Raw genomic sequence first — 26,636 nt, forward strand, 5'->3', positions numbered from 1 at the left:
CCACAAATCAAATCACCTAATCCACCGCATTCTCCTCTAGATTAGGTATCTTTGCGAAATTTTTTTCGTTTTAGTATCATGAATCTGTTTAACGTTTATCCGATTTACGACATCGAACCCGTCCGGGCGCAAGGCTCCTGGCTATGGGACAGCAAAGGCGAGAAGTATCTCGACCTTTACGGCGGCCACGCCGTGATTTCTGTGGGTCATTGCCACCCGCATTACGTCGAAAAAATGACGGAACAGTTGCGACGAATTAACTTTTACTCCAACTCCGTCAGGATACCGTTACAGGATGAACTCGCCCAAAAACTCGGAGAATTGTCGGGCTGCCCAGATTATACACTCTTTTTGTGCAATTCAGGGGCTGAAGCCAACGAAAATGCGCTCAAATTGGCCTCGTTTTACAATGGTGGCAAAAAAGTAGTGGCGTTTACAAAAGCATTCCACGGACGTACGGCGGGTGCGGTAGCCATTACCGACAACCCTTCTATTGTGGCGCCCGTAAACTATAATGCGCACGTTACTTTTTTACCTTTCAACGACGTTGAGGCCGTTCGTCAACACGATATGACGGATGTCTGTGCGGTGATTGTGGAGGGTATTCAAGGAGTGGGTGGGATTCAGGTGGCGTCGGAAGAGTTTTTGCGCGCCATTCGTGAAAAATGCGATGAGACCAACACCACGTTTATCCTAGACAGTGTGCAGTGCGGATACGGACGTTCGGGTAAATTTTTCTCCAATCAACATTACCCAAATCTCCAAGCTGACCTTTACACGACGGCCAAAGGCATGGGCAATGGTTTCCCGATTGCGGGCGTGTTGATTTCGCCCAAGTTTCAGGCCAAATACGGGATGCTCGGCACAACGTTTGGCGGAAACCACCTCGCGTGCGCCGCCGGAATCGCGGTATTGGACATTATGAAGGATGAAAATCTGATGAACAATGCCACGGAAGTAGGAGAATATTTAATGAAAAGCCTGACCGAAATCGGTGGATACAAAGAATTGCGCGGTCGTGGATTGATGATTGGAATTGAATATGACTTTCCAGTAGAAGATTTACGGAACAAGTTACTCTTTGATTATAAGCTATTTACGGGCGTGGCTGGCAAAAACACCATTCGTTTGCTGCCTTCGCTAGCCGTCACAAAAGCAGAAGTAGATTTATTTTTAGAAGCATTGAGCAAAGAAGTACGGGTAACGGCGTAGACCTTTGCTAGAATGATACGCAGTGCAGGATTTTCCAATCCTGCACTTTTTTTGTGCGGTTGCTGAGTGGCTATACAGAAAGCGATGGTAACGTATACTTTTCAAAAAACTCAGGGTCGAAGTTGGCCTGTTGGAAGTTCTTGAGAACGTAGTCAATCGTTTTATTTTCTTTAATCCAAGCCTCACACACGGCATGGCGGAGTCGGGTGCCTAAGGCGTTGAAACCCGTGACCGCCTCGCCTTCGGTGCGATAGTTGATGCGTATTGCTACTTCTTTGTCGGGATGTTGCCAATAAAAAGTGTTGATTCCTTCGGGCAATTTCGACGGTACATCCCCATAGGTTTGGTATTCAAGGTCAAAAAATTTGGCTGAGTTGAAAAATACGCCCGGCTGGTAAGCGGTGCGTTTGCCGCAAATCGTTTGCGCTACGGTTTCGCCCATGATGCGCCCCGTATACCAGATTTGTTCAATTGGTTTTCGGCCTTCCATCGGTGTTTGGTGCTCTACGCAATCGCCGATGGCGTACACGTCGGGCAGATTTGTTTCAAGGTATTCATTGACCACAATCCCCCGGTTAATTTTCAGCGGAGAAGACTCCGAAGCAAGGAATGAAACATTGGGTGTTACCCCAATCGTAAGCCCAACCAATTGACATTCAATAATTTCGCCTTTGTTGGTTTCTACTCCTTCAACCCGTTTTTGTCCTTTGATTTCCTTTATTTCGGTATTGAAGCGCAAGTCAAGGCCGTGTTTTTGCAAATGTTGTGTCACCAGCGCCGACTCTTCGTCGGGCAGAACGCCGTTCCAATAGCTTTTTTCACGTACCAATAGCGTGACGGGAATGTGGCGCGTGTGCAGCATTTCGGCCAACTCAACCCCAATCAATCCACCGCCCGCAATCACCGCTTTTGTGAGGTTGGGCGTATTTTTTTCCAATAATTCTAAATCCTGATAACTGTACAAACCCTGAACACCATCCAAGTCGCGGCCTTTCCAATCGCCCATTCTCGGCACCGAACCCGTGGCTAAAATGAGTTTATCGTAGGTCATTTCAGCAGAAGTGATGACTTGGTGGGTAGGTTGTTTGGGCGCCACTTTTGTCAGCCGTTCCCACAGAGAAGGTTTGTAGTTGACTTGGTAACTATGGGGAGAAAGGTGGATTGATTTTTTCTCAAAATCAATGTTTTCAACGGTGCCGCGCACTAACTCAATGCGATTTTTAGCCCAAAACCAATCTTCGTAGGGTTTGAGGTGCTCGTATTTTTGGTGCCCCATGTACACGTACATCAGCGCCGTACGGGAAAAAAAATGATCAGTTTCTTTTGAAATGACCGTAATTCGGGCGTTGCTGTTTTTGCGAATATGCCGCGCTGCCGTAATTCCCGCAATACCGTTGCCGATGATGATGATGTGCATAAATGTAGAATTTAAAAAACGGCCACCTGAGGGTATGAAAAGCAAAAATCACATCGGCATTGTTTTCATCCCTTTCGTTCCGATGCTCAATCTCAATCCAAAATCCTTTCCTTTACTCACATCTTCCAACTTTACCATTCTGCCGCCTTTGTCTTTCCAGAAAGCAACCTTGCCTTGTTTTTTATCAATGGCATATTTGCCAGATAAATAAGTCTCAAACTGCGTCCAAAGCCCCGCAACGGAAGGGGCATCGTTGAGGTAAACATCGACGCGAATGCCGTTGAGCAATTGATTTTTATCGAGATAATACATCACATCAATCGCCTCAAAATTTTCGGTTTCGTACGTGAATCCGACGTGGTCTGTGCTGTCTTCAAATAATTCAAATGACTCCAATTCCTTGATTTTACTGATAGGGTCGCCAAACTTTACCCCTCGAAAATCGCCTCCCGGTTTCCCCAAAACCGTCCGTAGCAACTCTGACTGGCTGGTATTGGGAACATTCGTTGTTGGGCCAGACAAAGAATCTACGGCTGGTTTTTCGGCCTCGCCTGCCTGCTGAGTCTTTGTATCGCATGAGCATATCCAAATAGCACTGATGGCTATCAAAAATGTAAAACAAATTTGTTTTGTAAAATTCACTTTCATTGGTTAGAGATATGATACTAGTGCGAAAGTAACATATTTACGGAGTTCGTCGCAATTAATGGTTTTTTTAAAAACTAAAATGAAAAGTTTTTTATAAAATATTCTATTTTTGGAGGAGAAGAACGCCCCCATAAGCGATTCTCTTAACCTATGAAACACCATTTTACTGCTTTCTTTCTGATTGCTTCTTTGTTATGTGTCTACGAAGTGAAGGGTCAAATTCGATTATTTGGACAAATAATTAACAAAACAACCCAAAAACCCATCAGTGGGGCTTCTGTCCAAATGCTTAATTCCAACGTCGGTACCACCTCCGACAGCAGCGGAAATTATACCCTGACGGTGCCTTCTACGGGCTTCAATCTACGGGCTACGGCCGTGGGTTATTATCCCAAAATGCGTTATTTTGAACCCAAAAAAGATACCCGTTATGTGTTTGAATTGGCCGAAGAATTTAAGCAGTTAGACGAAGTAACGGTCAAAACCAATCGAGAAGACGCCAATGTTTCAAGCATCGAAATGAGCACGCTGAAACTGGATACCAAGAGCCTACGGCGCATCCCTGTGGTATTTGGCGAAGCGGATATTATCAAAGCGCTTTTGCTTCAGCCAGGGGTATCAACGGTGGGTGAGGGGGCGGCAGGTTTCAACGTGCGCGGTGGGCGTACCGACCAAAATTTGGTGCTTTTGGACGAAATGCCGCTGTTTAGTACATCGCACTTGTTGGGGTTTTTCACGAACGTAAATCCTGATGTTGTGCAGGATGTTACGCTTTATAAAGCGGGGATTCCCGCCCAGTACGGCGGGCGACTTTCGTCAATGATGAACATAAATCTCAAAAACGGCAATCCCAATAAAATCAATTATCAGGCAGGTGCAGGTAACGTCAGCGCACGATTGGTGGCTGAAGGGCCGTTGGGCAAAAAACTTACATTTATCCTTGGAGGACGCATAGCTTATCCCAATTGGATGATTAAAAGATTTCCTGATAATATCCGCAATAGCCGAGCTTTCTTTTACGACTTGAATGCTAAACTGCGCTACCAAATCGGCAAAAATCAGCAACTCACGCTGTCTACGTACTTGAATCACGATGATTTTAAGTTTCCCGACGACACAGTCTACAGTTGGAATGCCAAAGCGGCTTCGTTGCAGTGGAATGCGCAATTAAACGACCGACTTTCTCTCAATGCCGCCGCTGTTTATAGCGACTATGCCTTCCAGATGGAAGGTATCAAAGAATTTTATCGGTTTCGATTTCAGTCGGGAATTACGCACAAGGAGTTAAAAACGAACTTAATTTTTGTGCCGTCTGAAGCACACCGACTCGACGTAGGCGCAAGCATGATACGCTACGACGTTGCCCCGGGGTATCGCACACGCGTTGATGATGAAAGCAACATTAATCCCAAAGCCATTGCCAACGAGCAAGCCTACGAGTACAGTGCTTACGTGAGTGAGGAGTGGAACGTCGCGCGCTGGCTTACGGTTCAGGCTGGGTTGCGCTACGCGGCCTTTGCGTTGGTGGGGCCCAAGACGGTGTATAATTATGAAGCAGGTGTACCGCGCACACCCGAAACGGCTACCGAAAGTACGCAGTACAGTTCTGGACAAAAAATTCAATCTTACGGCGGCTTTGAGCCACGTGTTTCGTTGCGAATCGGATTGAGTAAAATGCATTCTATCAAACTGAGCTACAACCGTACGCGTCAATATTTGCACCTTATCACCAACACAACGGCTATTTCGCCCGCTGATTTTTGGAAATTGAGCGACAATTATTTGCCGCCTCAGGTAGCCGACCAGTATGCGGCGGGCTATTATCTCAACCTGAAAGACAATGTGTACGAGTTTTCGGTAGAAGGCTATTACAAAAACATCAGCTTACTGTTGGAAGCTAAAAATGGGGCCATTTTGTTGCTTAATCCCCAACTCGAAACGGCGCTTATCACCGCCCGTGGGCTGGCTTATGGTGTAGAATTGAGCGCCAAAAAGAACAAAGGTCAATTTACGGGACAGGTCAATTACACCTACGCCCGAACCTTTATCCAATCGCTCAGTACGTTTGCGTTGGAGCAGATTAATCAGGGCAATTGGTTTCCCGCCAATTATGACAAACCGCATATTCTCAACGTAGCAGCAAACCTTACGTTGGGGCGTGGTTGGTCGATGTCGTCCAATTTTACGTACAATACTGGCCGCCCTGCCATTTATCCCGACGGTAATTACAGCGTAGCGGGCTATCCGTTGATTAACTATTCGCGTCGCAACGCCGACCGAATTCCTGATTATCACCGCCTCGACTGGGCCATTACCAAGAATACCCGGCAGAATAAAGAACAATTGCGGTACAGTACTTGGGTGTTTTCGTTGTACAATGTTTACGGACGGGAGAATCCTTACTCGGTCTATTTTGCTCGGTTTAACCGCATAACGCGGGCTTATCAATTGGCGGTGTTTGGCAGCGTTGTCCCTGCGTTATCGTGGAACTACAATTTTTAGTGATTTCAGGCGAGCGAAGCCTCCAACTTGTCTCCCAAAATCTCACTTCACAATTACATTCATTGGCATGAGAATCATCAGAAATAGATATAATAAATTCATTTTGGCAAGCGTATTTTCCGTGTTGCTCGTTTCCTGTATTCGAGAAATTGACCTTGCCCTGCGGGTCGAAAATCCCGTTTTGGTCGTAGATGGAATGATTACGAATGAAGCACCGCCTTACAACGTCAAGCTCACCTACACGGGCGTATATGAAGCTTCTAACCGCATCAACGAAAATCAGGCCGTCAGCGGTGCTCGTGTTAGCATCACAGATGACCAAGGCCTGAAAACGCAATTGGAGCAGGTACTGGAAGAGCCTGGTAAGTACCAAACGAACGACCCGCAATACTGGGGTCGGGTGGGGCGTTCGTATACGCTTACGGTAGAACTTCCCAATGGCGAAGTGTATGAATCAAGTTCTGAAAAATTAATGGCAGTGCCCGAAATTGATAAATTGTACAGTGAGTTTACCGAAAATGGTAACGGCGACCAGCGCGTGGGATACAACGTATTTCTGGATGCTAAAGACCCCAAAGACGTCTCCAATTATTACCGTTGGCAGGCCATCGGCTACCGGATGCGTTTGGCGACGGGAGTGCTTAATCCTTTTTCGGGGGTGATGGAAAACAAACAGTGTTGGCAATCTTTTAAGAAAGAAACGATAGACATCGAAACCGACATTGATTTTGACGGAAATACCATTCAAAATAGGCTGATGCTTTACAGTCCAGCCTATTCCAACGGGCAATATTTAATCGAAGTGACGCAGATGTCGCTGTCACGCGAGGTATACCAATTTTGGCGACGGATGAACGAACAATTGACCCGTACGGGCAGCATTTTCGACCCGCTGCCTAGTCCCGTAGAAGGCAACATTTCGCTTAAAACAAACCCCAACAAATTGGCGTTAGGATATTTTGGTGCTTCGGCTGTTTCCAAAAAACGCCTCATTGTTTTTGAAACCGACGAGGCCAAACGGCAACGCATTGAAGTCTCATCCCAGCCTTTTGTTCCTACGGGAGGATGCACCAATCTTTTTCCTGGTACTACTCCTTTCAAACCAAGCGGTTGGTAAAAACACCTCCACCATGAAAACATTCTCGCTATTTTATTGGACAATTCTAGTGGGGCTGGCATTTGCGTGTGAGCCTGCGCTTATCAACGAAGAAACCGCCCCCCTCGAAACCCTCAAACTGCTCTCCGTTACGCCCGATTTTGCCAAAAATTCCGTTACCATTCAGGGCGAAATTTCGGTCAATACAGACGTTCAGTTTGGGATAGTGTACGGCACCACCGCGAAACCCACCGTAGGGAGTCAGCAGGTGCCGCTTCAATCGAGTGGTACAACATTGTCGGGAACCATCAGCAACCTGAAGGCTGGGCAGAGGTATTATTTTCGGTTGTATTCCAAAAAAGGTTCGGATGTGCTGTACAGCAATGAACGTAGCGTGGTGTTGAGTACAGGTTGGCGACAATTGGCTTCCCTCAAATTTGACGGCCAACCGCTGCCCTACGGCTGGATGAGCGAGTCGTATGGAGGGTTGGGTATTTCCGTATTTACCCGCACGAATCTCGCTTCCGAAAGCACGGGGCAGCAGTGGAATTATTTTGGGAGTGGCGAATGGCAGGCCAATCGAAGCGGGACAACGTCGTTGCCGGCGCGTTATAATCCCATTTATTTGCCTTATTCTGACCAAACTACGTATTTCTTTGGTGGTGGCTATTATTATTCGCCCGAACCAAGCCCCACCTACACGTACCAAAAGTTTTTTGATGATTACCGAGACGGTGCGGCCCTCGACTATCCGGGCGGCGATGTGCCTACGGTACAATTTGCCATCGGTGCCAATCTCCCCGATTTGTATGTGCTTGAAGTGGGCAATCAATACCGCCTCTGGAAGTACCAAAATCGTACGACTCCAACGGGCTGGGATTTGGTCTCTGGCGCCGAATTTCCCCAAAAATCCCTAAAAAAGTTGTTGGCCTTTACGGCGGGAGAAAAAGGGTTTATTCTTTCCGAAGAGGAAGGAAGCCTGTGGGCATTTGACCCGAATAAGAATCAGTGGACCGTCCGGAAAAATACACCCTTCAAAGGCCGTCAGCGAGGCTCGGCGATTTCGATGACCAAAGGCGGGGTGTATGGATTGGGTATCGACGTGAAAACGGGTGAAGGCTACCGAGATTTGTGGCTCTACGACGACAAAGCGGATACTTGGAGCTACCTGACCGACTATCCGGGCGAAGGAAGTGCCAACGTAACGGCCGTGGGGCGTAACAACCGCGTTGGTTTTATGATGGGTTACCGCGCCACCACCACCGCTATCGGCACGGCTGAATTCAGCGTAGCGAAAGATGCGTGGGTGTATGAGGTAAAGTGAGAAGTTCAAAGAAGAGTTAAAACTCCCGACCAAATGAAAAATAAGGCCGTGCTTCTCCGAGGTGATTGATGGAGTAATTGAGGTGCCCCACAAAATTGTACCACGATACGAAGTCGATGCCGATACCTCCACCTGCCAAAAGGCGATTGGCCAATTTGCTGTTGTTAAGCTCCGGGTATTGGTTACGAGAATATCCAAAATCGGCGTAAATATTGGGATAAATGGCGAGCGGAAAGGTATTAAACTGACGAAATTTGATGAGCTTGCTCAGGTTAAATGTGCGGTTAAGCAATTGATACCGAAGATTGGTTTTTACATAGCCAAAATGCTGCCCGTCAACCACGTACAGTTCGTATCCTCGCACCAAATCACCACCGTAACCTAAGCCGCGAATCTGCAAAAATGGCTGCTTCCCTGGCGTTGAAAATTTAGCTTTGGTCTGGTAACTGAAAAAAAGCTTTTTGGCCAAAGGAACGTAGTGCCCGAAGCTAAGCGTAGCTTCGGATAAATGGACGTCATCCTTGGGTAAAATGCCCGATTGACTGACATTAAAACCGTAATAAAAGCCTTTCAGGGCGTATTGTCCACGGTCGCGGCGGTCATAAAAGTGCGAATAGGAAAGTTGAAGGTAATTTTGACGTTTGATGCCATTGAGAAAATAATTCGGGTTGAGGCGCGCGATGGTGTCGGTGACGGAAGTAATGGAATATTGGGCGCTAAACGAGTGATGACCGTAAAATTTGGGCCGGTGGGTAATGGTCAGGTACGGTACAATTCGCTCGCGGGTGCGACTTTCGCTGCCCAAAAACATCAATTTATCCTGATTGGTACGGTAAGCCAAGGTGCGATTTGTAATCCGTAAGATGCCGATGGTCAAGCCCATTCTTTGCTTTTTGTCGAGATAAGGCGTTGAATAATAAATGTCTAAACGGGGGATAAAACCAAACTCCGCCCGCAGCCGTAGGCGGTCGTTATTGCCAGTCAGGTTTTGGTGCAGGGCATAAACGCCGTAAATCGTTCGGCTAAAATCCCGGTCGCGTTCGTACCACCATTCATTAAAGTTGCGGTCGGCCAATTGAAATACTGGAAACGCCAGCATGTACCATTGCTCTTTTACAATGACGTCAAGGTCAATCTCTTTTAGATTGCCGATACGCTTGCCATCGGCGGTAATGTATACGAGTTGGGTGGTGTCGACTACGGGTTTTTGTTTTAATTCGACCGTGACAAATAGGTTGGTATTCAGGATTTTACGACGGTCGTATTCGAGCAGCGAGTCCAGCTTCTGTCGTGTAAGCGTATCGCCCGCCCGCACCTCCATCTCACGTTGAATGATGCGTTCACGCGTGCGGAAATTGCCCGTAAAGTTTACTTGACGCACTATGATCTTTTCAGTAGTATCCGCAGAAATACCCGAAATAGTTAACCAAAAAGCGTGAAATAGGTTGAGAAGAAGCATAGTTTACTCAATAAACCCATATTTAACTTTTGCTTTCTCTCTCGACATGGCATTGTAGTGCCACCATTCGGTCTGAATAGACGTGTAGCCCGCTTTTATCATTACGCGTCGGAGCAATTTACGATTTTCTAACTGTTGCTTGGTAAGTTTGCCCGCTTTTAGCATAGCGGCTTCGCGGCGTGGCTCGGCAAGTTCCCCAAAAAAGTCGAAAATGGTGCCCATGTCCAGCGGTTGGCCTTTTTCATCGGCAATGGTCAGGTCGACGGCGCAGCCAAAATTATGGATTGAGCCGCGAGCGGGGTCGGCCACAAAATCTTCGCGACGGTTGTAAGGTAAGTGGCTCATGCGCGCCCAAAAAATCTTGGTCACACTCCGAGGGCGGGCACCGTCGTAGACCAAAAGCGTATAGCTGGGTTTTTCTTGTTTCAGAAATTTATTGGCTTTTACCAGTTTTTCGGCAGCCATGGGTTGCAGGTACGCCCGCTCTAAATCGCCGTAAACATCTTCTTTGATAAAATTGTCGGTGGTAGAATACTTCAATTCTACTTTGAGGGTAGGGTCCAATTTCTGAACATCTACCAAGCCACGGTCAATGAATTTTCGTTCAAAAGGGCTTATTTTCGTTTGACCATAACCAGTCACTCCCAGGGTCATAAGGACCCCGGCGATAATCGTTTTAGGTATCATACACTTTTTTATCACTACACTGAACGAATCTTTAACGCCAAACAATAGCCCAACGGTGTTATAACGGCGTATTTCTTTTGTGGTGGTTTTTTTCGGAAAGTCAAAAATAAGCATTGTTTATTCATATTTTTTAAAAAACCATTTCATACAACGGTAGCTACTCAGCTGAGCCTGCTTTTGTATTCGTCTGTTCGTAGTTTAAAACAAACCTTTAACAAGAGATGAAATCCAAACCAAAAGACATGACGGTATCGCGCCGGGACTTTGTCCAGAAAAGTGCGATGGCCGTGGGTAGTTTTTTTATTGTTCCTCGCCACGTATTAGGGAAGGGCTTTACGGCTCCTTCAGACAAATTGAATTTGGCCGCCATCGGTGCGGGAGGAAAAGGAACGAGTGATATTTTTAATGCGTCTAACAACGGCGTTAATAACGTAACGGCTCTTTGTGACGTAGACTACAAGCAAGCCGCCAAGTCTATCGAGCGCTTTCCAAACGCCGCAAAATACAAAGATTGGCGGGTGATGTTTGAGAAAGAAGGGAAAAATATTGACGCGGTCACTATTTCAACTCCCGACCACAACCACGCGGTCATTGCAATGGCGGCCATGCAATTGGGCAAACACGTTTATGTACAAAAACCCCTTACGCATAATATTTACGAAGCACGGATGATGACCGAGGCAGCCCGTAAGTACAAGGTTGTTTCACAAATGGGAAACCAAGGAGCATCAAACCCTGCTCAGCTTCAAATGGTTGAGTGGTTCAACAAAGGTTTGGTAGGCCCTGTACATACGGTACAGATTTGGACGAACCGCCCTGTATGGCCACAGGGAATCCCTACACCTTCGGGCAAGCCCGATATGCCCGAAGGCATTGCTTGGGAACAATGGGTAGGTCCGGCCCAATGGGTAGATTATCACCCTGGCTATCATCCGTTCAAATGGCGCGGCTGGTGGAATTTTGGAACAGGAGCGTTGGGTGACATCGGTTGCCACACCATTGATACTCCTTTCCGGGTATTAGGGCTTAATTATCCTACCGAAGTGGAATGCAGTATAGGCTCAGTGTTTATCAAAGACTGGCAGCCGGAATATATTCCAGAAGGTTGTCCGCCGTCGTCGTCGGTTGAGATTAAGTTCCCCGCTACGGCCAAGAACAAAACCGAAATGAAAATGATTTGGATGGATGGCGGTTTGCGGCCTTTCCACCCCGATTGGATTCCGGCAAGTGAGCCGCTCAGCACCGATGGTAACGGTGCAAACGGGGTATTAATGATAGGAACGAAGGGTATTATTGCTTGCGATATGTACGGTAATAACCCTAAGATTTATATGAAAAACGGGGATAAAATCGTGATGGCGAAAGACAGCAAATATGCTGCGCCGGTCAATATGCCTGAGTATGGCCATCAAATCCACTGGACAGAAGCTTGTAAAGCAGGTTTTGGCAGCGATAAGCACAAAGGTTTGATGTCATCTTTTGATTACTCTGGGCCATTGACCGAAACGGTGTTGATGGGTAACTTGGCCATCCGTAGCTACATGCTCCGCAAGGCGCAAGGCAATGGCTTTGATTATTACGGACGCAAGAAACTATTGTGGAACGGCACAGATATGAAGATTACTAACTTCGAAGACGCCAACCAATTTGTGTCACGTCCTTACCGCGACGGCTGGAAATTAGTCTAAACGATTGGGTGATAAACCAGAAGAGCCGCAAACACTTTGCGGCTCTTTTTTTGTATTTGCTCTCAAAAGTTAGGATGTTTATTTCTTTTTGCGCAGATATACATTGCCGTGGGTAGTGCGAATCGAAATTTTGGTTTGTGGGTCATTGAGGACGTACTTAGGGGCGTTGCGGTCGCTGTCCCAGAATTTATATTGTCCATCCGAGAATGAATAGTAGGTGGCGTTTTGACCAGCTATAACGACATTGTTATCTCCCCCGTACGCTCTGATTCCGACCACATTGGGCGCCGAAGCACTACCACGAATGGTTGTGGCTCCGCTAGTCGTTCCCTGTATTGGTTGACCAACGACTACTGTGGGTTCACCGTTTGACTTCCACGCGTTAGCGGCCATTTCGCGGTCCATTTGGGCTTTTTTTGCGATTTCACGCACATTCTCGGCTGTTTTCTTTTCTTCTTCTAAGGATTTGGGGTCAGGGGTGTAGGGTTTTAAATCCAAGTCGGTAAACATGTTGCCCTCGGAAGAACTGATGCTGAACAATACCTTTGCTTTGTCCGAAACAGTCACGTCGATATTATCGCCGTAACTGACAATAGAAGAAGGCTTTTCGGGCATTTTTTCGTCGTAAATCACTTTGATTTTGCCCTGGCTGGAGTTGGCTACAATTGGGCCAGTGACGTCAGTAAGCGTAATATTTTCGTAATTGGTGTTGACCTCAATGCTCCCTTCCATGCCTGAGATAGACATCCCCAATTCGTTGCAAGAGCAAGAGTTGCGCTTTTTCACCACCAATGATAATTCTTGCGGAATTTTAATTTTATAGGTGGCTTTTCCTTTCATCACCACGTTGATTTTAAGCACATCGCCGTTGGCATTGGCCGTCAAACCAAGGTTTGTATTGTCTACGCCTCCCGCCGACAACGGGCGGAGGCCGTCGGCTTCTTTGGGTACATCGGGTACATTTTGGGCTTCGATAATGATTTCGTCGCCTTTATATCCTTCAATGTCAAGTTGTTTGGCGTCGATGTCCATAATTACCCGTTTATTGGCCCCGCTAAACTTGGTCTTGAAGGTTTTGGTGTCTTGGGCAAAAGTGCTGCTGGCAATGGCCAACGTACACACGAAAAGCATGAATTTATGCATGGCTTTATGAGAAGTTATTTAGTTTTGAATTGAGTGATTTTGGGCCCTTTTGGGGCAATAGGTATGCGTACATTAATCAGTAATCATGGCCAGTTCTCCGATACCGCTTCCGGCCAAAAGCCGCACGGACCTGTCCACTTTTTCGTCTTTTTGAAGTTGTTCAAAGATGGGCAAACTTTCTTTTACGCGCATTCGCACCAGTGTTTCGATGAGTGTTGTTTGCTCGGTAGGCTCGGATGTTTGGGTAAGTTGATTGACCAATACTTTTTTGACTTCGTCGGTTTGTTTAAATCGTTCCAGTGTTTCGATGGTGGAGAGGCGCACGTTCAAACTTTCATCTTCTCGCAGGGTTTTTAATAAGGCCTGAATAACGGCCGGTTTAGGGTTGTTGAGCGCCGCTGCATAATTAAGCCCCTTGAGTCGTTCAGAAGCCGATTGGTCTTTCAAAAGACTTAAAATCACCAATTCCTGCGTCATTTTCATCTCCCGTCGCAGCGTCGCAATTTGCTGGGAAATCGTTTCTTCTTTTGGCTTTTTCTTCGGTGGGTCGGTTAAATTGACCGTCTCTGCTACGGTTTCGGGTAATGATTGTGGGCGGTCAATGGATTTCGGAACGGGTGACGTGGCGGTAATGGTACGGTATTCAATTTGAGTAGGCGCACTTTGACGGCCGAGCCAAAACGTAATAGCCACACCCGCTACCGCAGCGGCATACTTCAGGTACGTAAGCCACGGCTGAGGCTTGAGTGCCACAATCGTAGTTTCAAGCATTTTTTCACCTTGCAGCGAACGATAGAACACGGCATCCATTTCGTCGTCGGTTTCTGCTTCGGCGTTTTGGAGGTCCTGCCAAACGCGCCTCAACTCTTCCACTTCTTTCCGCAAAACGGGGTCGGAAGTAAGCCGCTGCTCAAACACAACCCGTTCTGCCTCAGAAAGATGCCCCATCAGGTAGTCCGTTATGATTTGTTCGTTTAACATCGTCTTTTTACGTTTGCTAATCGTTGAAGAAGTTTTGAGAAATGGCCGATTTTATTTCTCTCTTCTTTGCTATTCACTACTTACGTTAAAATATAAATCCCGTAATTTCTGCATGGCCCTGAACACCCGTACTTTCACATTGGCGACCGACAGACCCAGCGTTTGACCGATTTCTTCGTAACTCATATTCTGAAACCGGCTCAGCAACAGTACTTCGCGGTATTGGTCGGGCAACTGGGCCAATGCGTTATGCAAATACTGGTGCTGCTCTTCTGTTTCGTCATACGACTCACCCATGTCCGGAACATCGGCAAGGTCGGAGTACGTCGGGTTTTGTTTGAGGTAATCAAAAAAAACATTTCGGGCAATCTCCAACACCCACGTACGAAACGAGGCGCCTTCACGATACGTATGCCGATAGCGCAACATGCGCAGAAATACCTGTTGGGTCAAATCCCGGGCATTTTCACGGTCGCTTTGTCGGTAAAGGAAGAAGTTCAGCAACGACTTTTTGTAGCGTTCGTACAAGATGGCCGCCTTGTCTAAATCTCCTTGGCTTACGGCATACATGGCCTGTTCGTCGGTCATGGGCTGTTTGGGTTTTCATTGAGAGATTACTGAACGAGAGGGGAAAGGTTACACTGTGGGAACAGAAAAATAATAAACTGAAGGATGTGAAGTGCAAAAGTGTTGGTATACAGTGGTTTATAAGCGTATTTTTTTTCTGAAATATAAATAAAAATACCCGCTCCCGAAAATAATACGACAGCGGGTAATCAATGGTAGGTGAGTGATTAAGCGCTAAATTTTTCGCTTACTTCTTTATTTTCTAACTTTTAACCCAATTCCTCCAAAATTCGCTTCAATACTGCTTGCGCTGACCATACACGATTGCCGGCTTGTTCTATTACGATAGATTGTTCACTATCAAGGACTTCGTCGGTTACTTTCATGTTGCGTCTTACGGGCAAGCAGTGCATGAACCTGCCGTTATTGGTCAATTCCATTTTCTGTTTTGTAATCATCCACGACGGGTCTCTTGTAAGCACTTGGCCGTAGTTTTGGTACGAAGACCAGTTTTTGGCGTAAATAAAATCAGCGCCAGCAAAGGCTTCGTCCTGATTGTAAATCACTTTAGCGTTGCCCACGTAGTTGGGAGATAATTCATAGCCTTCGGGGTGCGTTACTATGAATTCTACATCGCGGCGGTTCATCCATTCACAAAACGAATTGGCGACGGCCTGCGGCAATGCTTTAAAATGCGGGGCCCATGTCAAAACAACTTTAGGGCGGGCCGTAGTTTTGTATTCTTCGATGGTGATACAATCGGCCAACGATTGCAAGGGATGCCGTGTGGCCGATTCCAAGTTGACAATGGGCACACCCGCGTATTTTTTAAACTGCGTCATGACCGTTTCGGCATAGTCTTTTTCGCGGTCTTGTAAGCCCGCAAATGCCCGCACGGCCAAAATATCGCAGTATTTTCCCATCACTGCTGCTGCTTCTTTTACGTGCTCGGCGTTGTTGCCGTCCATGACTACGCCTTCTTCCAATTCCAATCCCCAGCTGTCCTGCCCTACATTGAGCGCCATGGTGTTCATGCCCAGATTTTGGGCGGCGCGCTGGGTGCTTAGGCGCGTCCGTAGACTTTGGTTGAAAAACAACAAACCGATGGTTTTGTGTTTACCTAAGTGTTCAAACGCAAAAGGAGATTGTTTGTGCCGAAGGCCTTCTTGCACAAGGGCATCAATGTCGGTGACATCGTGAACGGAAATGAAATGTTGCATCGTTAAAAAATGAAGGTGGATTGCCTAAGCGGCAGTAGTATGCTGAAACAAAATTGCAAAATTGTTTCAATACCGACCTATTTTAAAACAATACCTACAAAAAGAGGGGAATTGAAAGTTATATTAACTTTCAATTCCCCTCTTTTGCGGAAATATGACATTGATATTAAATCCCTACGGCTTTTTTGAATTCGTCGTCGGTTGGTTTGATTTTAGAAGCAAAGAAGTGGGTCAGTTTTCCATTTTCGTCTACCACATACTTGCAAAAGTTCCAAGACGGGGCTTTGTCGTTCCAGCCATTAAGTGATTTGGTCGACAACCAGCGGTACAACGGATGTTGGTTTTCGCCAGTTACGTCAATTTTAGAGAACATTTGGAATGTAACTCCGTAGTTTTTTTGACAAAAAGTGGCAATTTCTGAGTTAGAGCCAGATTCTTGCGACCCGAAGTTGTTGGCAGGAAAACCCAGAACCACGATTTTGTCGCCGTATTGCTCATGGAATTTTTGCCAGTCTGCGTACTGAGGAGTGTATCCGCAGGCAGAGGCTACGTTGAGCAACACGATTTTTTTGCCTTTGTATTTGCTCAGTGAAATGTCTTCGTTGCCCATCAGGGCTTTCATTTTGTAATCGTACACAGAGGCAGTCGGTTTAATGTTTTCGGTGTTGGATTTGATTTCTTTTTTATCGGCAAAAAGGCCCGTAATGATTGATAAAAGCATAACAAAAAGTAATTTAATGGTTGCCATCGGTTACATGGTTTTGGGTGAGTATTACAGCGTTATAACCAACCGTTAGGGAAGATTGTTCAGATAATCGAAGGATATATTCTGCAGAAATCAAAATGCGCCCAATATCTCTTGGTACGAAATCAAAAAGATAGCCGCTACTGCCAGAACCAAGCCCAATTTGTTGAGTGGCTGGAGGGTTTCTGTAAATAAAATCCACGCCAAAAAGGCCGACATAAGCATACTCAGTACATTGTAAATAGGAAAAACAAAGGCCGCGCTATTGCCAAAATCACTCAAAGCTCCCAAAAGAAAATAGAAAGACAGAAAGTTGGGAACGCCCAGAATTAATCCTCCGACAATGCTCCGTAGGCTTACTTTTTCCTTGGCTGTTAGTACCTTAAAAATCAAAAAAACGGTGCCTACCAAAATCGCTCCCGTGCAAGCCAGCGCGGTGAAAAGGGCCGATTGCTCAGGACGATAAAAGGTGGCGCTGACATAGTTGATAAGCGTGTTGTTGGTGCCACTTCCCAAAAACAATAACACTGGCAAAAACAACACCCAGCCCGTTTTGGTTGAATGATTGCTGCCTTCTTTTTTTATGGTGCTAAACGCCAATGCTAACAGGGCCACCAATAAGCCCATGTAGTTCAGAAAAGTAAAGTCTTTGTTGTTGTTTTTGAAGACAAACAGTCCAAACAATACAGGAATGACGAGCGACATATTTCCCGCCAACGATGCGGCTGTTACCCCCACTTTGGTAGTGGTAAAACCAATAAGGACAAATACGATGACGAACATTGTACCGAGTGCCAGTGTTAGTAAAGTAGGGGTGGAGGTCCAATCAGCACTGAAATAATGACTGCGGTCGGGCATCAACGCGAGCCCCATTGCTACGCAGGTGTAATAATTGAAAATGACCGCGTGGAGAGGATTGACGCGGTATTTTGTAAATGACCGCATAATCAAGTACAGAGAAACTGTAAAAACAACAGCAAGAATAAAGTTGATCATCGGAAGTAAAGTGAATAGTGGAGGGCGAGCGGGTTTGTATTATACAGTGCGATTTTAATGAAAACGTTCATCGAAACAAAAACAGTCCGTAATATTGCACTCTCAAAATCTGAACACCCAAGCAGTATGCAATTAGATAGAACATTGGCACCTGATTTTCGTACCATTGAAACGGTACAGTTTCCTACTCCCCAATCGGTGGTGCTGGACAATGGCCAACCGCTTTACGTCATCAATGTCGGCGAACAACCCGTGGTTCGTTTGGAGGTGTTGTTTGAAGCAGGAACCTGGCATGAACAAGTAGAAGGAGCATCGTTTTTTACGGTAAAGATGCTTTCTGAAGGAACCCAAAATCATACTTCGGCCCAAATAAGCGGACATTTTGACCAAATAGGTGCGTTTTTGGAGTTGAGCCATACCCCCGACCGCGCCAATGTAATGGTGTACGGTTTGACCAAGCACTTAGAAACGATCTTAGAAATGGTGTCGGAGATGCTGCACGAGGCCACATTTCCCGAAAAAGAGTTTAATGATATACGCAATATCACGCTCCAAAATCTGCGGGTTAATCTTGAAAAAAGCGCTTATGTAGCGACCAATACTTTCAAGGAGCGGCTTTTTGGTTCGGCGCACCCGTACGGAAGAGTGCAAAAAGAAGAACGAATCACGGCGCTACTGACGTCTGATTTGGAAAATTTTTATCATCAACGCATCAAAGCCCGGCCGTTTCGCGTATTCTTATCAGGGCAGGTCGGTGAGGCAGAAATTGCGCTTGTGAATAGGTTTTTAGGACAACATTCTGTTTCCGAGCCACTTCTGCCGACTATAACGCCCGAGATTGTTTCCCAAACGGAGTCGTATTGGTTGGACAAAGAGGACGCAGTTCAGTCATCTGTGCGGGTAGGACGTAGACTTTTTAAGCGTCAGCATCCAGATTTTTATCGGATGGTGGTAGCTAATGAGGTGTTTGGAGGCTATTTTGGTTCGCGGTTAATGAAAAATATCCGGGAAGAAAAGGGCTTTACATACGGGATTTCGGCGAGCGTTGTGCCGATGCGTCAGGAGGGATACTGGGTCGTCGGAACCGACGTAAAGAAAGAATTTGCGCAGGCCACTTTGGATGAAATTCAAAGAGAGATTGGTATCATGCAGAATGAGTTTGTTCCTGCCGAAGAGCTTGAAGTGGTTAAAAATTACTTGGCTGGGGAGTTTGCAGGCTCGTTAAATACCCCTTTTGAAATCGCAGACCGTGTCCGGCTTATGGTGTTGGAAGGTTTGGATGTGGATTTTTATTCCAACTATATCCAACGTTTGCGCGTCGTAACGGCAGAGGATATCCAATCAATGGCGCAGCAATACTGGAAATGGGAAGAGTTGCAACGCGTTATTGTTGGGTAGTTTTTCTCAAAAATTAAACTGAATAACTAATAAATCGTGCAAAAGCACTTCAAACGAATGAAGCAATTAGTAGTGGCGGTTTTGGCCGCATTGAGTATGGTGTCTTGCCAGAAAGTTCTGGAAAATGAGGCTGAAAAGAATTATGAATTGAACGAAAAAGAGATTCAAAGCTATATCAGCGCCAATAATCTTACGATGGAAAAAAGTGCTACGGGGCTTTATTACAAGTTTACGGCTACTAATCCTACGGGACTGAAACCCAACATCGGTGATCAGATTTCGATTCATTATACCTTGTTTAAGTTGAATGGAGTTGGTGCCAAAATTGATAGCACCGAGCGCCTCAAGGATAAGCCTTTTACGTACATTTACGGCGTCAATTCGCTCATTCCGGGTATGGACGAAGCCCTCTCCATCATGCGCACTGGCGACCGGGCTTTGTTGCTTATGAATCACTTTTTGGCTTTTGGGGCGCAGTCAGATGATATTCTACCTGCTTATTCAGCGCTTGGCGCCGACGTGGAACTGGTGAAAGTACGTAATGAAAATCAGCAAATTGACGACTACATAACGGAGAAAAAACTGACCGTGACGGAAGTGACTTCTACGGGGTTACGTTTTATTCAGACCACCACCACCACTGATGCCAAAGTAGCTCCGGGCGATGTAGTTCGGGTAAAATATACGGGTAAGTTATTGAATGACAAACAATTTGATTCGGGCGAAATTCAGGTACGCCTTGGCGGGGGCAGCGTGATAAAGGGTTTTGAGGAAGGAATCAGTAAGTTGCGTTATAACGAAAAAGCGACTTTAATTTTCCCTTCTTCACTCGGCTACGGCGTGCAGGGTTCTGGCAATGTTATCATGCCTTACTCACCGTTATTGTTTGAAATAGAAGTGTTAAAGTAAGACCGTAACCATGATTTTTAATGGTATGTGTAGAGCCGCAATTTATTGCGGCTCTACGTTTTTAAAACCTTTTCAGGGCCAACTCAGCTACCGTTAGACCGATAGAAAGCGAGGAGGTAGCCGCTGGCGACGGGGCGTTGCATACATTGATGGCATTGGGGCGCTCAATAATGCTAAAGTCATCCAACAAGCCACCGTTGCGGTCGCAGGCCTGAGCGCGGACACCCGCGCCACCTGGAATGAGGTCGGATTCCTGAATCTCGGGGATAAGTTCTTGCAGGGCTTTGGTGAACGCCGCTTTTGAAAACGAACGATACATTTCTCCCAGTCCTGTTTGCCAATATTTGGCGGCTACTTTCTGGAATCCGGGCCAAGTCAGGGTTTTCCACAATTCGCGGGCGTGGATGTCCAGTTTTTTGTATCCTTCGCGTCGGAAAGCCAACACGGCATTGGGGCCCGCCTCTACGCCCCCGCCAATCATGCGCGTAAAATGCACCCCCAAAAAGGGGAAATTTGGGTCTGGAACGGGGTAAATCAGGTTTTTAACCAAGTATTGTTTTTCGGGTTTGATTTCGAAATATTCACCTCTAAACGGAATAATGCGTAAATCAATCGGGGTTTGTTGCGTAAATTGGGCCACCTTATCAGAATACAATCCGGCGCAGTTGATGACCAATTTGGTTTCGTAAAAATTTTGGGCTGTAATCACCATCGAGAGGTGGTCGCTTTGGCGAATCTCAATCACGCGCTGGCCAAAGTTGATTTGCCCGCCTAATTTCTGGAAGTTTTCGGCGTATTTCTCACAGACTACTTTATAGTTGATAATGCCCGTTTGCGGCACAAAAAAACCTTTGATTCCTTTTACGTGCGGCTCATATTCGCGCAAACCCGCTGCGTCCAGCATTTTAAAACCCGTCAGGCCGTTTTGGGCGCCGCGCTCGTATAGCCCGTCCAAAATAGATACTTGTTCGGGGCGAGTCGCGACCACGATTTTGCCACAAAGGTCATAAGGAATACCTTCTTTCTCGGCAAAATCCACCAGCATTCTGTAGCCTTTGATGCAGTTGGTGGCTTTTAGGCTGCCGGGTTTATAATAGAGGCCTGAGTGAATCACCCCGCTATTGTGTCCTGTTTGGTGAACGGCCACTTCGTGTTCTTTTTCAATGACCAGTACCTTTAAGTGCGGACTTTGTTCCTTTATTTTTAAGGCGGTGGCAAGACCCACAATTCCTCCCCCTATGACGGTGATGTCGTATATTTTGTTCAAGGTCGTTTTGCGTTTTATATGGTGCAAAGTTAGGGTAAACTCCTTAATTTTGACACATGAAGAAAACCTTAATCGAGCTCTATACTGCTTTTTTTGCCTTCAAAGACTACGTATTCAGGGAATGGATTATGTACATTCCGGTTTATGCCATACGACGATTTTTCGTCAAACAAACCGTTAAGCGGTTGGGTAAAGGCGGATTTGTGATGATGAAAGCGGAGTTTCGAGACGGGAAAAATATCGAAATCGGTGATTATTGTTTCATCAACAAATACTGCCTTTTGGACGGGCGTGGTGGCAAACTTATTGTTGGAAACAACGTCGACATTGCCCAAGAAGTAAACATCTGGACGCTTTCCCACGACCCGCATGATGACTTTCACGGCGTGGTGGGAAAGGATGTTTTCATCGAGGATTATGTGTGGATTGCCTCCCGCGCTACCATTATGCCAGGCGTTCGTATTGGGCGTGGGGCCGTAGTGGCGGCGGGTAGTATCGTGACCAAAGATGTACCTCCGATGACCATTGTGGCGGGCAGCCCCGCCAAAGTCGTGGGCCAAAGAAAGAGTGAGTTAAAATATCGGTTGGATTGGCAACCTTGGTTTAAATAAAAGGAGGCGGGCTATGATATGGGCTCGAATTCAACGGCGTAGTAGATATTGGCGAGGAATATTTCACATTCGTCAATTTTGATTGTTTCGTCTTTGTCGGTATATACGCGGCTTAGCCATTCGGCTTCGTTGAGTTTTTTATGTACTTCTATTCGCTTCTTTTTTGAGGAAAGGAGCACATATTCTCTAAACGAAGGAATCGTTTTGTAACAATCAAATTTTTCGGTTCGGTCGTAGGATTCGGTAGAGTCAGAAAGTACCTCTACGATAATTTCAGGATTCAACAGCGCGGCTAAACCGTTGGGTGATTTTTCATAAATGGGCTGCTCACACACAATGACTAAGTCGGGGAAGGTGTATTTTTCACAGCTTTCGACCCTGATTAACTGGTCGCTACTAAGTATCCGACAACCTTTGGAACGAAGGCAGTTTAATAATTCAGCTGAGATATTGACACTGATGATATTATGCGCAGGTTGTGCGCCTGCCATGTCAATGATTTCACCGCCCGTGTATTCCAGTTTTACGTCCGATTTTTGCAACAACTCAAAATATTCTTCGACCGTTACAAGGGTTTCTGCCGCCATAGTAGTTCGCTTTCTTCAAAATTAAAGAAAAATCGCGGGGAATAAAACCATGCTTTGTTGATTTTATTCAATCCCTCTGAACAACCGATTCCAGCGAATTTTATTCAAAATGGACTTAGGATTCGGGTCGATGGACATCCACGTAAAGAGCGCTTTTCCTACCACATGGTCGGCGGGAACAAAGCCCCAAAAGCGCGAATCAGCCGATTCGTAGCGGTTGTCGCCCATCATAAAATAATAATCCTGTTGGAAAGTATAACTCGTTAGTATCTTGCCGTCAATGCTAATTTTACCATCCTTTACCACTACTTTGGCGGGGTCATTGTGGTCAAAAAATTTAATGGCGTTGGCATATTTTGCTACGTTGGCGGAGTCCAACTGAATCGTCCATCCTTTCTTAGGCACTTGAATCGGCCCCCAAAACTCCTGATTTTGAGGAATGGCCTTTGGAAAAATACCCGCCTCGGCGGTGTTGGAAGCATACTGACTGATGTGCGTAATACTGCGAACGAACGAGTGTTTTTTCAGGTTGTCAACAATTTGGGGCGTTGTTCGAATCTGATAAACAAATGTATTGGGCTTGGCAGAGTCGGGGGGATAATTTCCGTAATCCTGAATGTCTTCATTTTCAAAAAAACGGTCGTCCAACAAATCGCCAGATTCCAAACGGTAATAAAATACTGCCGTCGGCGGCACGGCGGCGGGTTGGCCGTTGATGTACACCACGGCCTTTTTTATTTCAACTACATCGCCGCTGACGGCCACGCATCGCTTGATGAAGTTGTTGCGTAAGTCAACAGGAAAGTGTTTATAGCCACCGTCGCCGCGAGCCACGTCTTCAAAAGGCTCATCGGGGTCGCCTGGATAGTTGAAGACCACTACGTCGTTGCGTTTTACGTCGGTAAAGCCTGGCAAACGGAACACAGGAAGCTGAATTAAGGTCGAAAAAGAGGGGATTTTTGTACCCCAAATGGTTTGATGCGTCAGCGGAATCTGTAAAGGTGTTGCGGGTGTTCGTGCGCCGTAATGGAGGTTGCTCACAAAAATAAAATCACCAATCAGAATCGTTTTCTCCATCGACGACGACGGAATAACGTAGGGAGTAAAGAGCAACCACCGAATGAACGTGGCCGCCACAACGGCAAAAACAATGGAGTCAACCCACTCTCTAAAGGCTGATTTTTTGGGCTTTTGTGATTTGCTTTCGGCGGCTTTTACTTCTATCATGGTGGCACCGTTTTTGGTTTTATTACAATCTGAGGGCAGACGCGTTTATCCTTTATAAAAAATCCATTTTGATAACTCCTTGTAATTTACCTTTTTACCGTACATCAAAATGCCAATCCGATAAATACGCGCCGCGAGCCAAGTGGTTCCCACAAACCCCACGACCAGCAAAACCATCGAAAGGGCAATTTCCCACGCGGGTACGCCAAACGGAATCCGAGCCATCATTACCACGGGTGAGGTGAAAGGAATCATTGACGTCCAAAATGCTAGGGAGCCGTCGGGTTGATTGATGGACAACTGAGCAAAAAAGATGGAGGCAATGATAGGAAGCATGATAGGAAAAGTAAACTGTCCAGCTTCCTGTTGGTTTTCGACCGAGGCGCCGATAGCGGCGTAGAGAGAACTGTACAACAAGTACCCTCCCAAAAAGTAAAAAATGAAGCAAATGAATATTTGCGCCAGCGGCAATGACTGTGCTGATTCCATAAACGTATTTACGGTATTGAGCGTATTGCTTTGCGACTTCTCCATCTCTTTCTTTAGTTCGGGGTCGGCTTGCTCAGCCTGTTTATTGAGCACCTCTTGGGTTGCTGTAAATCGATTGAATCCAAACAGCGTTTGGGTTGCGGTTGTTACCCCAAATGTAAGAATACCCCAAAGTAAAAACTGTGTCAGGCCCACGGCGGCTACGCCTAGAATCTTGCCCATCATCAAATGAAAAGGCTTGACGGAAGAAATAATGACTTCAATGATACGGTTAGATTTTTCTTCCATCACCCCTTGCATCACTCCTGCTCCGTAAATAAGAATAAAAATGTAAAGCAAAAAAGCCGCCGCGTAGCCCGCCACGTACGCAGCAATAGTGCTACTTGACTGCGTTTTTCCTTCATCATTGAGGCTAAAAGTCTGGGCGTCAACGTTCATGTTGGCTTCTTCGATAACCTGTTGGGTAATGCCCGCTTTAGAAAGTTTGATGTTGCGAAGCTCCTGCTGAACGATTTTTTCAATGCGGTTCTGTTGCATAGGGCCGATGTTTTTGGCGGCATAGATTTGCACGCCCTTCGGTCGGTCCATGATATCGGCGGGGATAAATACCAGAAGGTTCTGCTCTTTGTCTTTTAGTTGTTTTTGGGCTGTAGCAATCGGCCCGCTGATAAATTCAAACGTTGTGTTGGCGTCGCTTTTAAACTTATTTTTAAACAAGCCGCTTTCGTCAATGACCTGAATGGTTTTGCGTTCATTGTTGAACGAACCCACGGCGGCCCAGATGATGATGCCGTAAAAAGCAGCAATCAGCAGCGGTGTCAAAAGGGTCATTACGATGAATGACTTTTTGCGTACACGTACCAAATATTCGCGTTTGAGGACAAGGAATATATTTCTCATAGCTTCGAGGAGGAGTTATAAAATATCATTAGGTGCTTTTTGGGCAGTATAAGCACAAAAACGAATAGTGCTTATTAATAAAAATCGTTGATTGTGCGGGGTAGTGAGCTACCGTAGACTGCTTATTTCCTCGGGTATTTCACCGCCAACGGCTTTGATGAAAATATCGTTGAAAGAAGGAATGTTTTCGTGAAAAGAGACCAACTCCACCTGACTGATGAGGTTGCCCACCAAGGCGTTGACGGAGGCGTTGCCTATCAACCGAATGTTTGCTTTGTTAACTTGCTCGTCGTCGATTTTGTGGGAGATAATTTCAAAATCAGCGGGCAGTGATTCCAGCGTTCCGTGATAACGCACCGAGTAGCTGTGCTCCTTGAATTGATCTTTTACCTCTTTTTTGCTCCCCTTTAAAATCACCTGCGATTTGTGAATCAGCGCAATGTGGTCACAAAGCTCTTCTACCGACTCCATGCGGTGCGTAGAGAAAATGATGGTTGTTCCTTTGTCGCGCAGTTCGAGAATTTCGTCTTTAATAAGGTTGGCGTTAATCGGGTCAAATCCCGAAAATGGTTCATCCAAAATAATCAGTTTAGGTTCGTGCATGACAGTGGCCACAAACTGAATTTTTTGCTGCATTCCCTTGGAAAGGTCTTCGATGCTTTTGGTCCACCACGTTTTGATGTCGAATTTCTTAAACCAGATTTTTAGTTTATCCATGGCCTCTCGTTCCGACAACCCTTTGAGCTGGGCCAGATAGAGAAGCTGCTCGCCCACCTTCATTTTTTTGTACAAGCCCCGTTCTTCGGGCAAATAACCGATGTGTTGGATATGTTCGGGGCGTAAGCGTTCGCCATCGAGCAAAACGTAGCCTTCGTCGGGGGCAGTGATTTGGGTGATAATCCGGATAAGTGAGGTTTTGCCCGCGCCGTTTGGACCAAGTAATCCAAAAATACTGCCTTTGGGAACATTTAAGCTTACCCCATCAAGGGCGCGATGCGAAGCGTACTGTTTTACTACATCGTGAACTTCGAGAATGTTGGGCATATAGTTAAGAGTTAAGAAGAAAAGGCTGTGTAAAAGAGCATGAAAGAATGCCTCTCTGTTTAAAAGAGTTCGAAAATTAAGACCATACACCTGCTATTATCAAGTGAATGCGGATAGTTGGGGGATTTGGAAGGATAAGCGGTAAAAGAAAATACGCTTTCGGTTGATTCTAGGGCTTAATCATTTTTGAGAGAACCGTTTGGGGGCGAGGACATTGAGGTGTAGGAATCAAATTTTTTAGGCGGTGCGCCAAAATGTTCCCCAATCAATTTTGTAAAGTTTGTATAAAAAATAATCTCTTTAAAAAATATACTTATTAGTTTTTTTGGTTTATTAAAAAGTGCTATCTAGATTAAATTTGGGCTATTATGGTTTATTATAAGATATTTTTTTGCAATAAATATGCTAAATAGTCAATTAAATCAATAAATTGCCATAAAACAATTACAGTCACACCACTAATCGATAAAATGCCCGCAGTGCCTGTATATAAATTCTTCTTTTGAGGGCCATATCTAG

At 45.9% G+C, this 26,636-nt stretch carries 23 protein-coding genes; 8 read left to right on the plus strand and 15 right to left on the minus strand.

Annotated features, from left to right (window positions below):
• Positions 1-75 precede the first annotated feature (75 nt).
• Positions 76-1,212, plus strand: a complete 1,137-nt coding sequence (locus tag DVG78_RS05525) for an aspartate aminotransferase family protein (RefSeq protein ID WP_114460354.1) — start codon at positions 76-78, stop codon at positions 1,210-1,212.
• A 70-nt stretch (positions 1,213-1,282) separates the two neighbouring features.
• On the opposite strand, the gene DVG78_RS05530 is transcribed toward DVG78_RS05525, so the two are convergent.
• Complete coding sequence (locus tag DVG78_RS05530; RefSeq protein WP_114460078.1) at positions 1,283-2,629, minus strand: NAD(P)/FAD-dependent oxidoreductase; 1,347 nt, start codon at positions 2,627-2,629, stop codon at positions 1,283-1,285.
• 48 nt (positions 2,630-2,677) lie between these two features.
• Entirely contained in the window at positions 2,678-3,277 is a 600-nt protein-coding gene (locus DVG78_RS05535; protein ID WP_114460079.1) for a hypothetical protein, read from the minus strand.
• 150 nt (positions 3,278-3,427) lie between these two features.
• Between DVG78_RS05535 and DVG78_RS05540 the strand changes: the two genes are divergently transcribed.
• From DVG78_RS05540 to DVG78_RS05550, 3 genes are all read left to right on the plus strand, one after another.
• Entirely contained in the window at positions 3,428-5,779 is a 2,352-nt protein-coding gene (locus DVG78_RS05540; protein ID WP_114460080.1) for a TonB-dependent receptor, read from the plus strand.
• 67 nt (positions 5,780-5,846) lie between these two features.
• Complete coding sequence (locus tag DVG78_RS05545) at positions 5,847-6,896, plus strand: DUF4249 domain-containing protein (RefSeq protein ID WP_114460081.1); 1,050 nt, start codon at positions 5,847-5,849, stop codon at positions 6,894-6,896.
• 13 nt (positions 6,897-6,909) lie between these two features.
• Positions 6,910-8,199: a Kelch repeat-containing protein gene (locus DVG78_RS05550; RefSeq protein ID WP_114460082.1), complete on the plus strand. Its 1,290-nt coding sequence runs from the start codon at positions 6,910-6,912 to the stop codon at positions 8,197-8,199.
• Between the two features lie 16 nt (positions 8,200-8,215).
• Here the strand turns inward: DVG78_RS05550 and DVG78_RS05555 are convergent, their stop codons facing one another.
• The gene (locus tag DVG78_RS05555) at positions 8,216-9,658 is read right to left on the minus strand and encodes a BamA/TamA family outer membrane protein (RefSeq protein ID WP_114460083.1); all 1,443 of its coding nucleotides are present in this window, start codon (positions 9,656-9,658) and stop codon (positions 8,216-8,218) included.
• Positions 9,659-9,661: 3 nt separating this feature from the next.
• Complete coding sequence (locus tag DVG78_RS05560) at positions 9,662-10,459, minus strand: M15 family metallopeptidase (protein ID WP_229598139.1); 798 nt, start codon at positions 10,457-10,459, stop codon at positions 9,662-9,664.
• A 107-nt stretch (positions 10,460-10,566) separates the two neighbouring features.
• Between DVG78_RS05560 and DVG78_RS05565 the strand changes: the two genes are divergently transcribed.
• Entirely contained in the window at positions 10,567-12,033 is a 1,467-nt protein-coding gene (locus DVG78_RS05565; RefSeq protein ID WP_114460084.1) for a Gfo/Idh/MocA family protein, read from the plus strand.
• 78 nt (positions 12,034-12,111) lie between these two features.
• Here DVG78_RS05565 and DVG78_RS05570 read toward each other — a convergent pair whose 3' ends face one another.
• The 6 genes from DVG78_RS05570 to DVG78_RS05595 all read right to left on the minus strand — a co-directional run bounded on the left by DVG78_RS05570 (position 12,112) and on the right by DVG78_RS05595 (position 17,634).
• A complete protein-coding gene (locus tag DVG78_RS05570) occupies positions 12,112-13,176 on the minus strand; it encodes a hypothetical protein (RefSeq protein WP_147277000.1) in 1,065 nt (354 codons plus the stop codon).
• 72 nt (positions 13,177-13,248) lie between these two features.
• Entirely contained in the window at positions 13,249-14,157 is a 909-nt protein-coding gene (locus DVG78_RS05575; protein ID WP_114460086.1) for a HEAT repeat domain-containing protein, read from the minus strand.
• Positions 14,158-14,226: 69 nt separating this feature from the next.
• Positions 14,227-14,745 carry an RNA polymerase sigma factor gene (locus DVG78_RS05580; protein ID WP_114068771.1) on the minus strand — a complete coding sequence of 173 codons (519 nt, stop codon included), beginning with the start codon at positions 14,743-14,745 and terminating at the stop codon, positions 14,227-14,229.
• A 248-nt stretch (positions 14,746-14,993) separates the two neighbouring features.
• Complete coding sequence (locus DVG78_RS05585; RefSeq protein ID WP_114460087.1) at positions 14,994-15,944, minus strand: N-acetylornithine carbamoyltransferase; 951 nt, start codon at positions 15,942-15,944, stop codon at positions 14,994-14,996.
• A gap of 166 nt (positions 15,945-16,110) precedes the next feature.
• A complete protein-coding gene (locus DVG78_RS05590; RefSeq protein WP_114460088.1) occupies positions 16,111-16,692 on the minus strand; it encodes a glutathione peroxidase in 582 nt (193 codons plus the stop codon).
• A 90-nt stretch (positions 16,693-16,782) separates the two neighbouring features.
• Entirely contained in the window at positions 16,783-17,634 is an 852-nt protein-coding gene (locus DVG78_RS05595; RefSeq protein WP_229598140.1) for a hypothetical protein, read from the minus strand.
• 108 nt (positions 17,635-17,742) lie between these two features.
• Here DVG78_RS05595 and DVG78_RS05600 point away from each other — a divergent pair, with 108 nt between their 5' ends.
• Together DVG78_RS05600 and DVG78_RS05605 are read left to right on the plus strand one after the other, a co-directional pair.
• Entirely contained in the window at positions 17,743-19,083 is a 1,341-nt protein-coding gene (locus DVG78_RS05600; protein WP_310589115.1) for a M16 family metallopeptidase, read from the plus strand.
• A 57-nt stretch (positions 19,084-19,140) separates the two neighbouring features.
• Complete coding sequence (locus tag DVG78_RS05605; protein ID WP_147277001.1) at positions 19,141-19,992, plus strand: FKBP-type peptidyl-prolyl cis-trans isomerase; 852 nt, start codon at positions 19,141-19,143, stop codon at positions 19,990-19,992.
• Positions 19,993-20,053: 61 nt separating this feature from the next.
• Here DVG78_RS05605 and lhgD read toward each other — a convergent pair whose 3' ends face one another.
• Complete coding sequence (gene lhgD, locus DVG78_RS05610; RefSeq protein WP_114460357.1) at positions 20,054-21,250, minus strand: L-2-hydroxyglutarate dehydrogenase; 1,197 nt, start codon at positions 21,248-21,250, stop codon at positions 20,054-20,056.
• Positions 21,251-21,315: 65 nt separating this feature from the next.
• Between lhgD and DVG78_RS05615 the strand changes: the two genes are divergently transcribed.
• On the plus strand, positions 21,316-21,870 hold the full coding sequence (locus tag DVG78_RS05615) for an acyltransferase (protein ID WP_114460091.1): 555 nt from the start codon (positions 21,316-21,318) through the stop codon (positions 21,868-21,870).
• A gap of 11 nt (positions 21,871-21,881) precedes the next feature.
• Here the strand turns inward: DVG78_RS05615 and DVG78_RS05620 are convergent, their stop codons facing one another.
• The 4 genes from DVG78_RS05620 to DVG78_RS05635 all read right to left on the minus strand — a co-directional run bounded on the left by DVG78_RS05620 (position 21,882) and on the right by DVG78_RS05635 (position 26,117).
• The gene (locus DVG78_RS05620) at positions 21,882-22,457 is read right to left on the minus strand and encodes a Uma2 family endonuclease (RefSeq protein WP_114460092.1); all 576 of its coding nucleotides are present in this window, start codon (positions 22,455-22,457) and stop codon (positions 21,882-21,884) included.
• Between the two features lie 63 nt (positions 22,458-22,520).
• Positions 22,521-23,684: a signal peptidase I gene (lepB, locus tag DVG78_RS05625; protein ID WP_114460093.1), complete on the minus strand. Its 1,164-nt coding sequence runs from the start codon at positions 23,682-23,684 to the stop codon at positions 22,521-22,523.
• Positions 23,685-23,729: 45 nt separating this feature from the next.
• Entirely contained in the window at positions 23,730-25,073 is a 1,344-nt protein-coding gene (locus tag DVG78_RS05630) for an ABC transporter permease (RefSeq protein ID WP_114460094.1), read from the minus strand.
• 108 nt (positions 25,074-25,181) lie between these two features.
• A complete protein-coding gene (locus DVG78_RS05635) occupies positions 25,182-26,117 on the minus strand; it encodes an ABC transporter ATP-binding protein (RefSeq protein WP_114460095.1) in 936 nt (311 codons plus the stop codon).
• Positions 26,118-26,636 lie beyond the last annotated feature (519 nt).

The organism is Runella aurantiaca, assembly GCF_003339505.1.
GTDB classification, from domain to species: domain Bacteria; phylum Bacteroidota; class Bacteroidia; order Cytophagales; family Spirosomataceae; genus Runella; species Runella aurantiaca.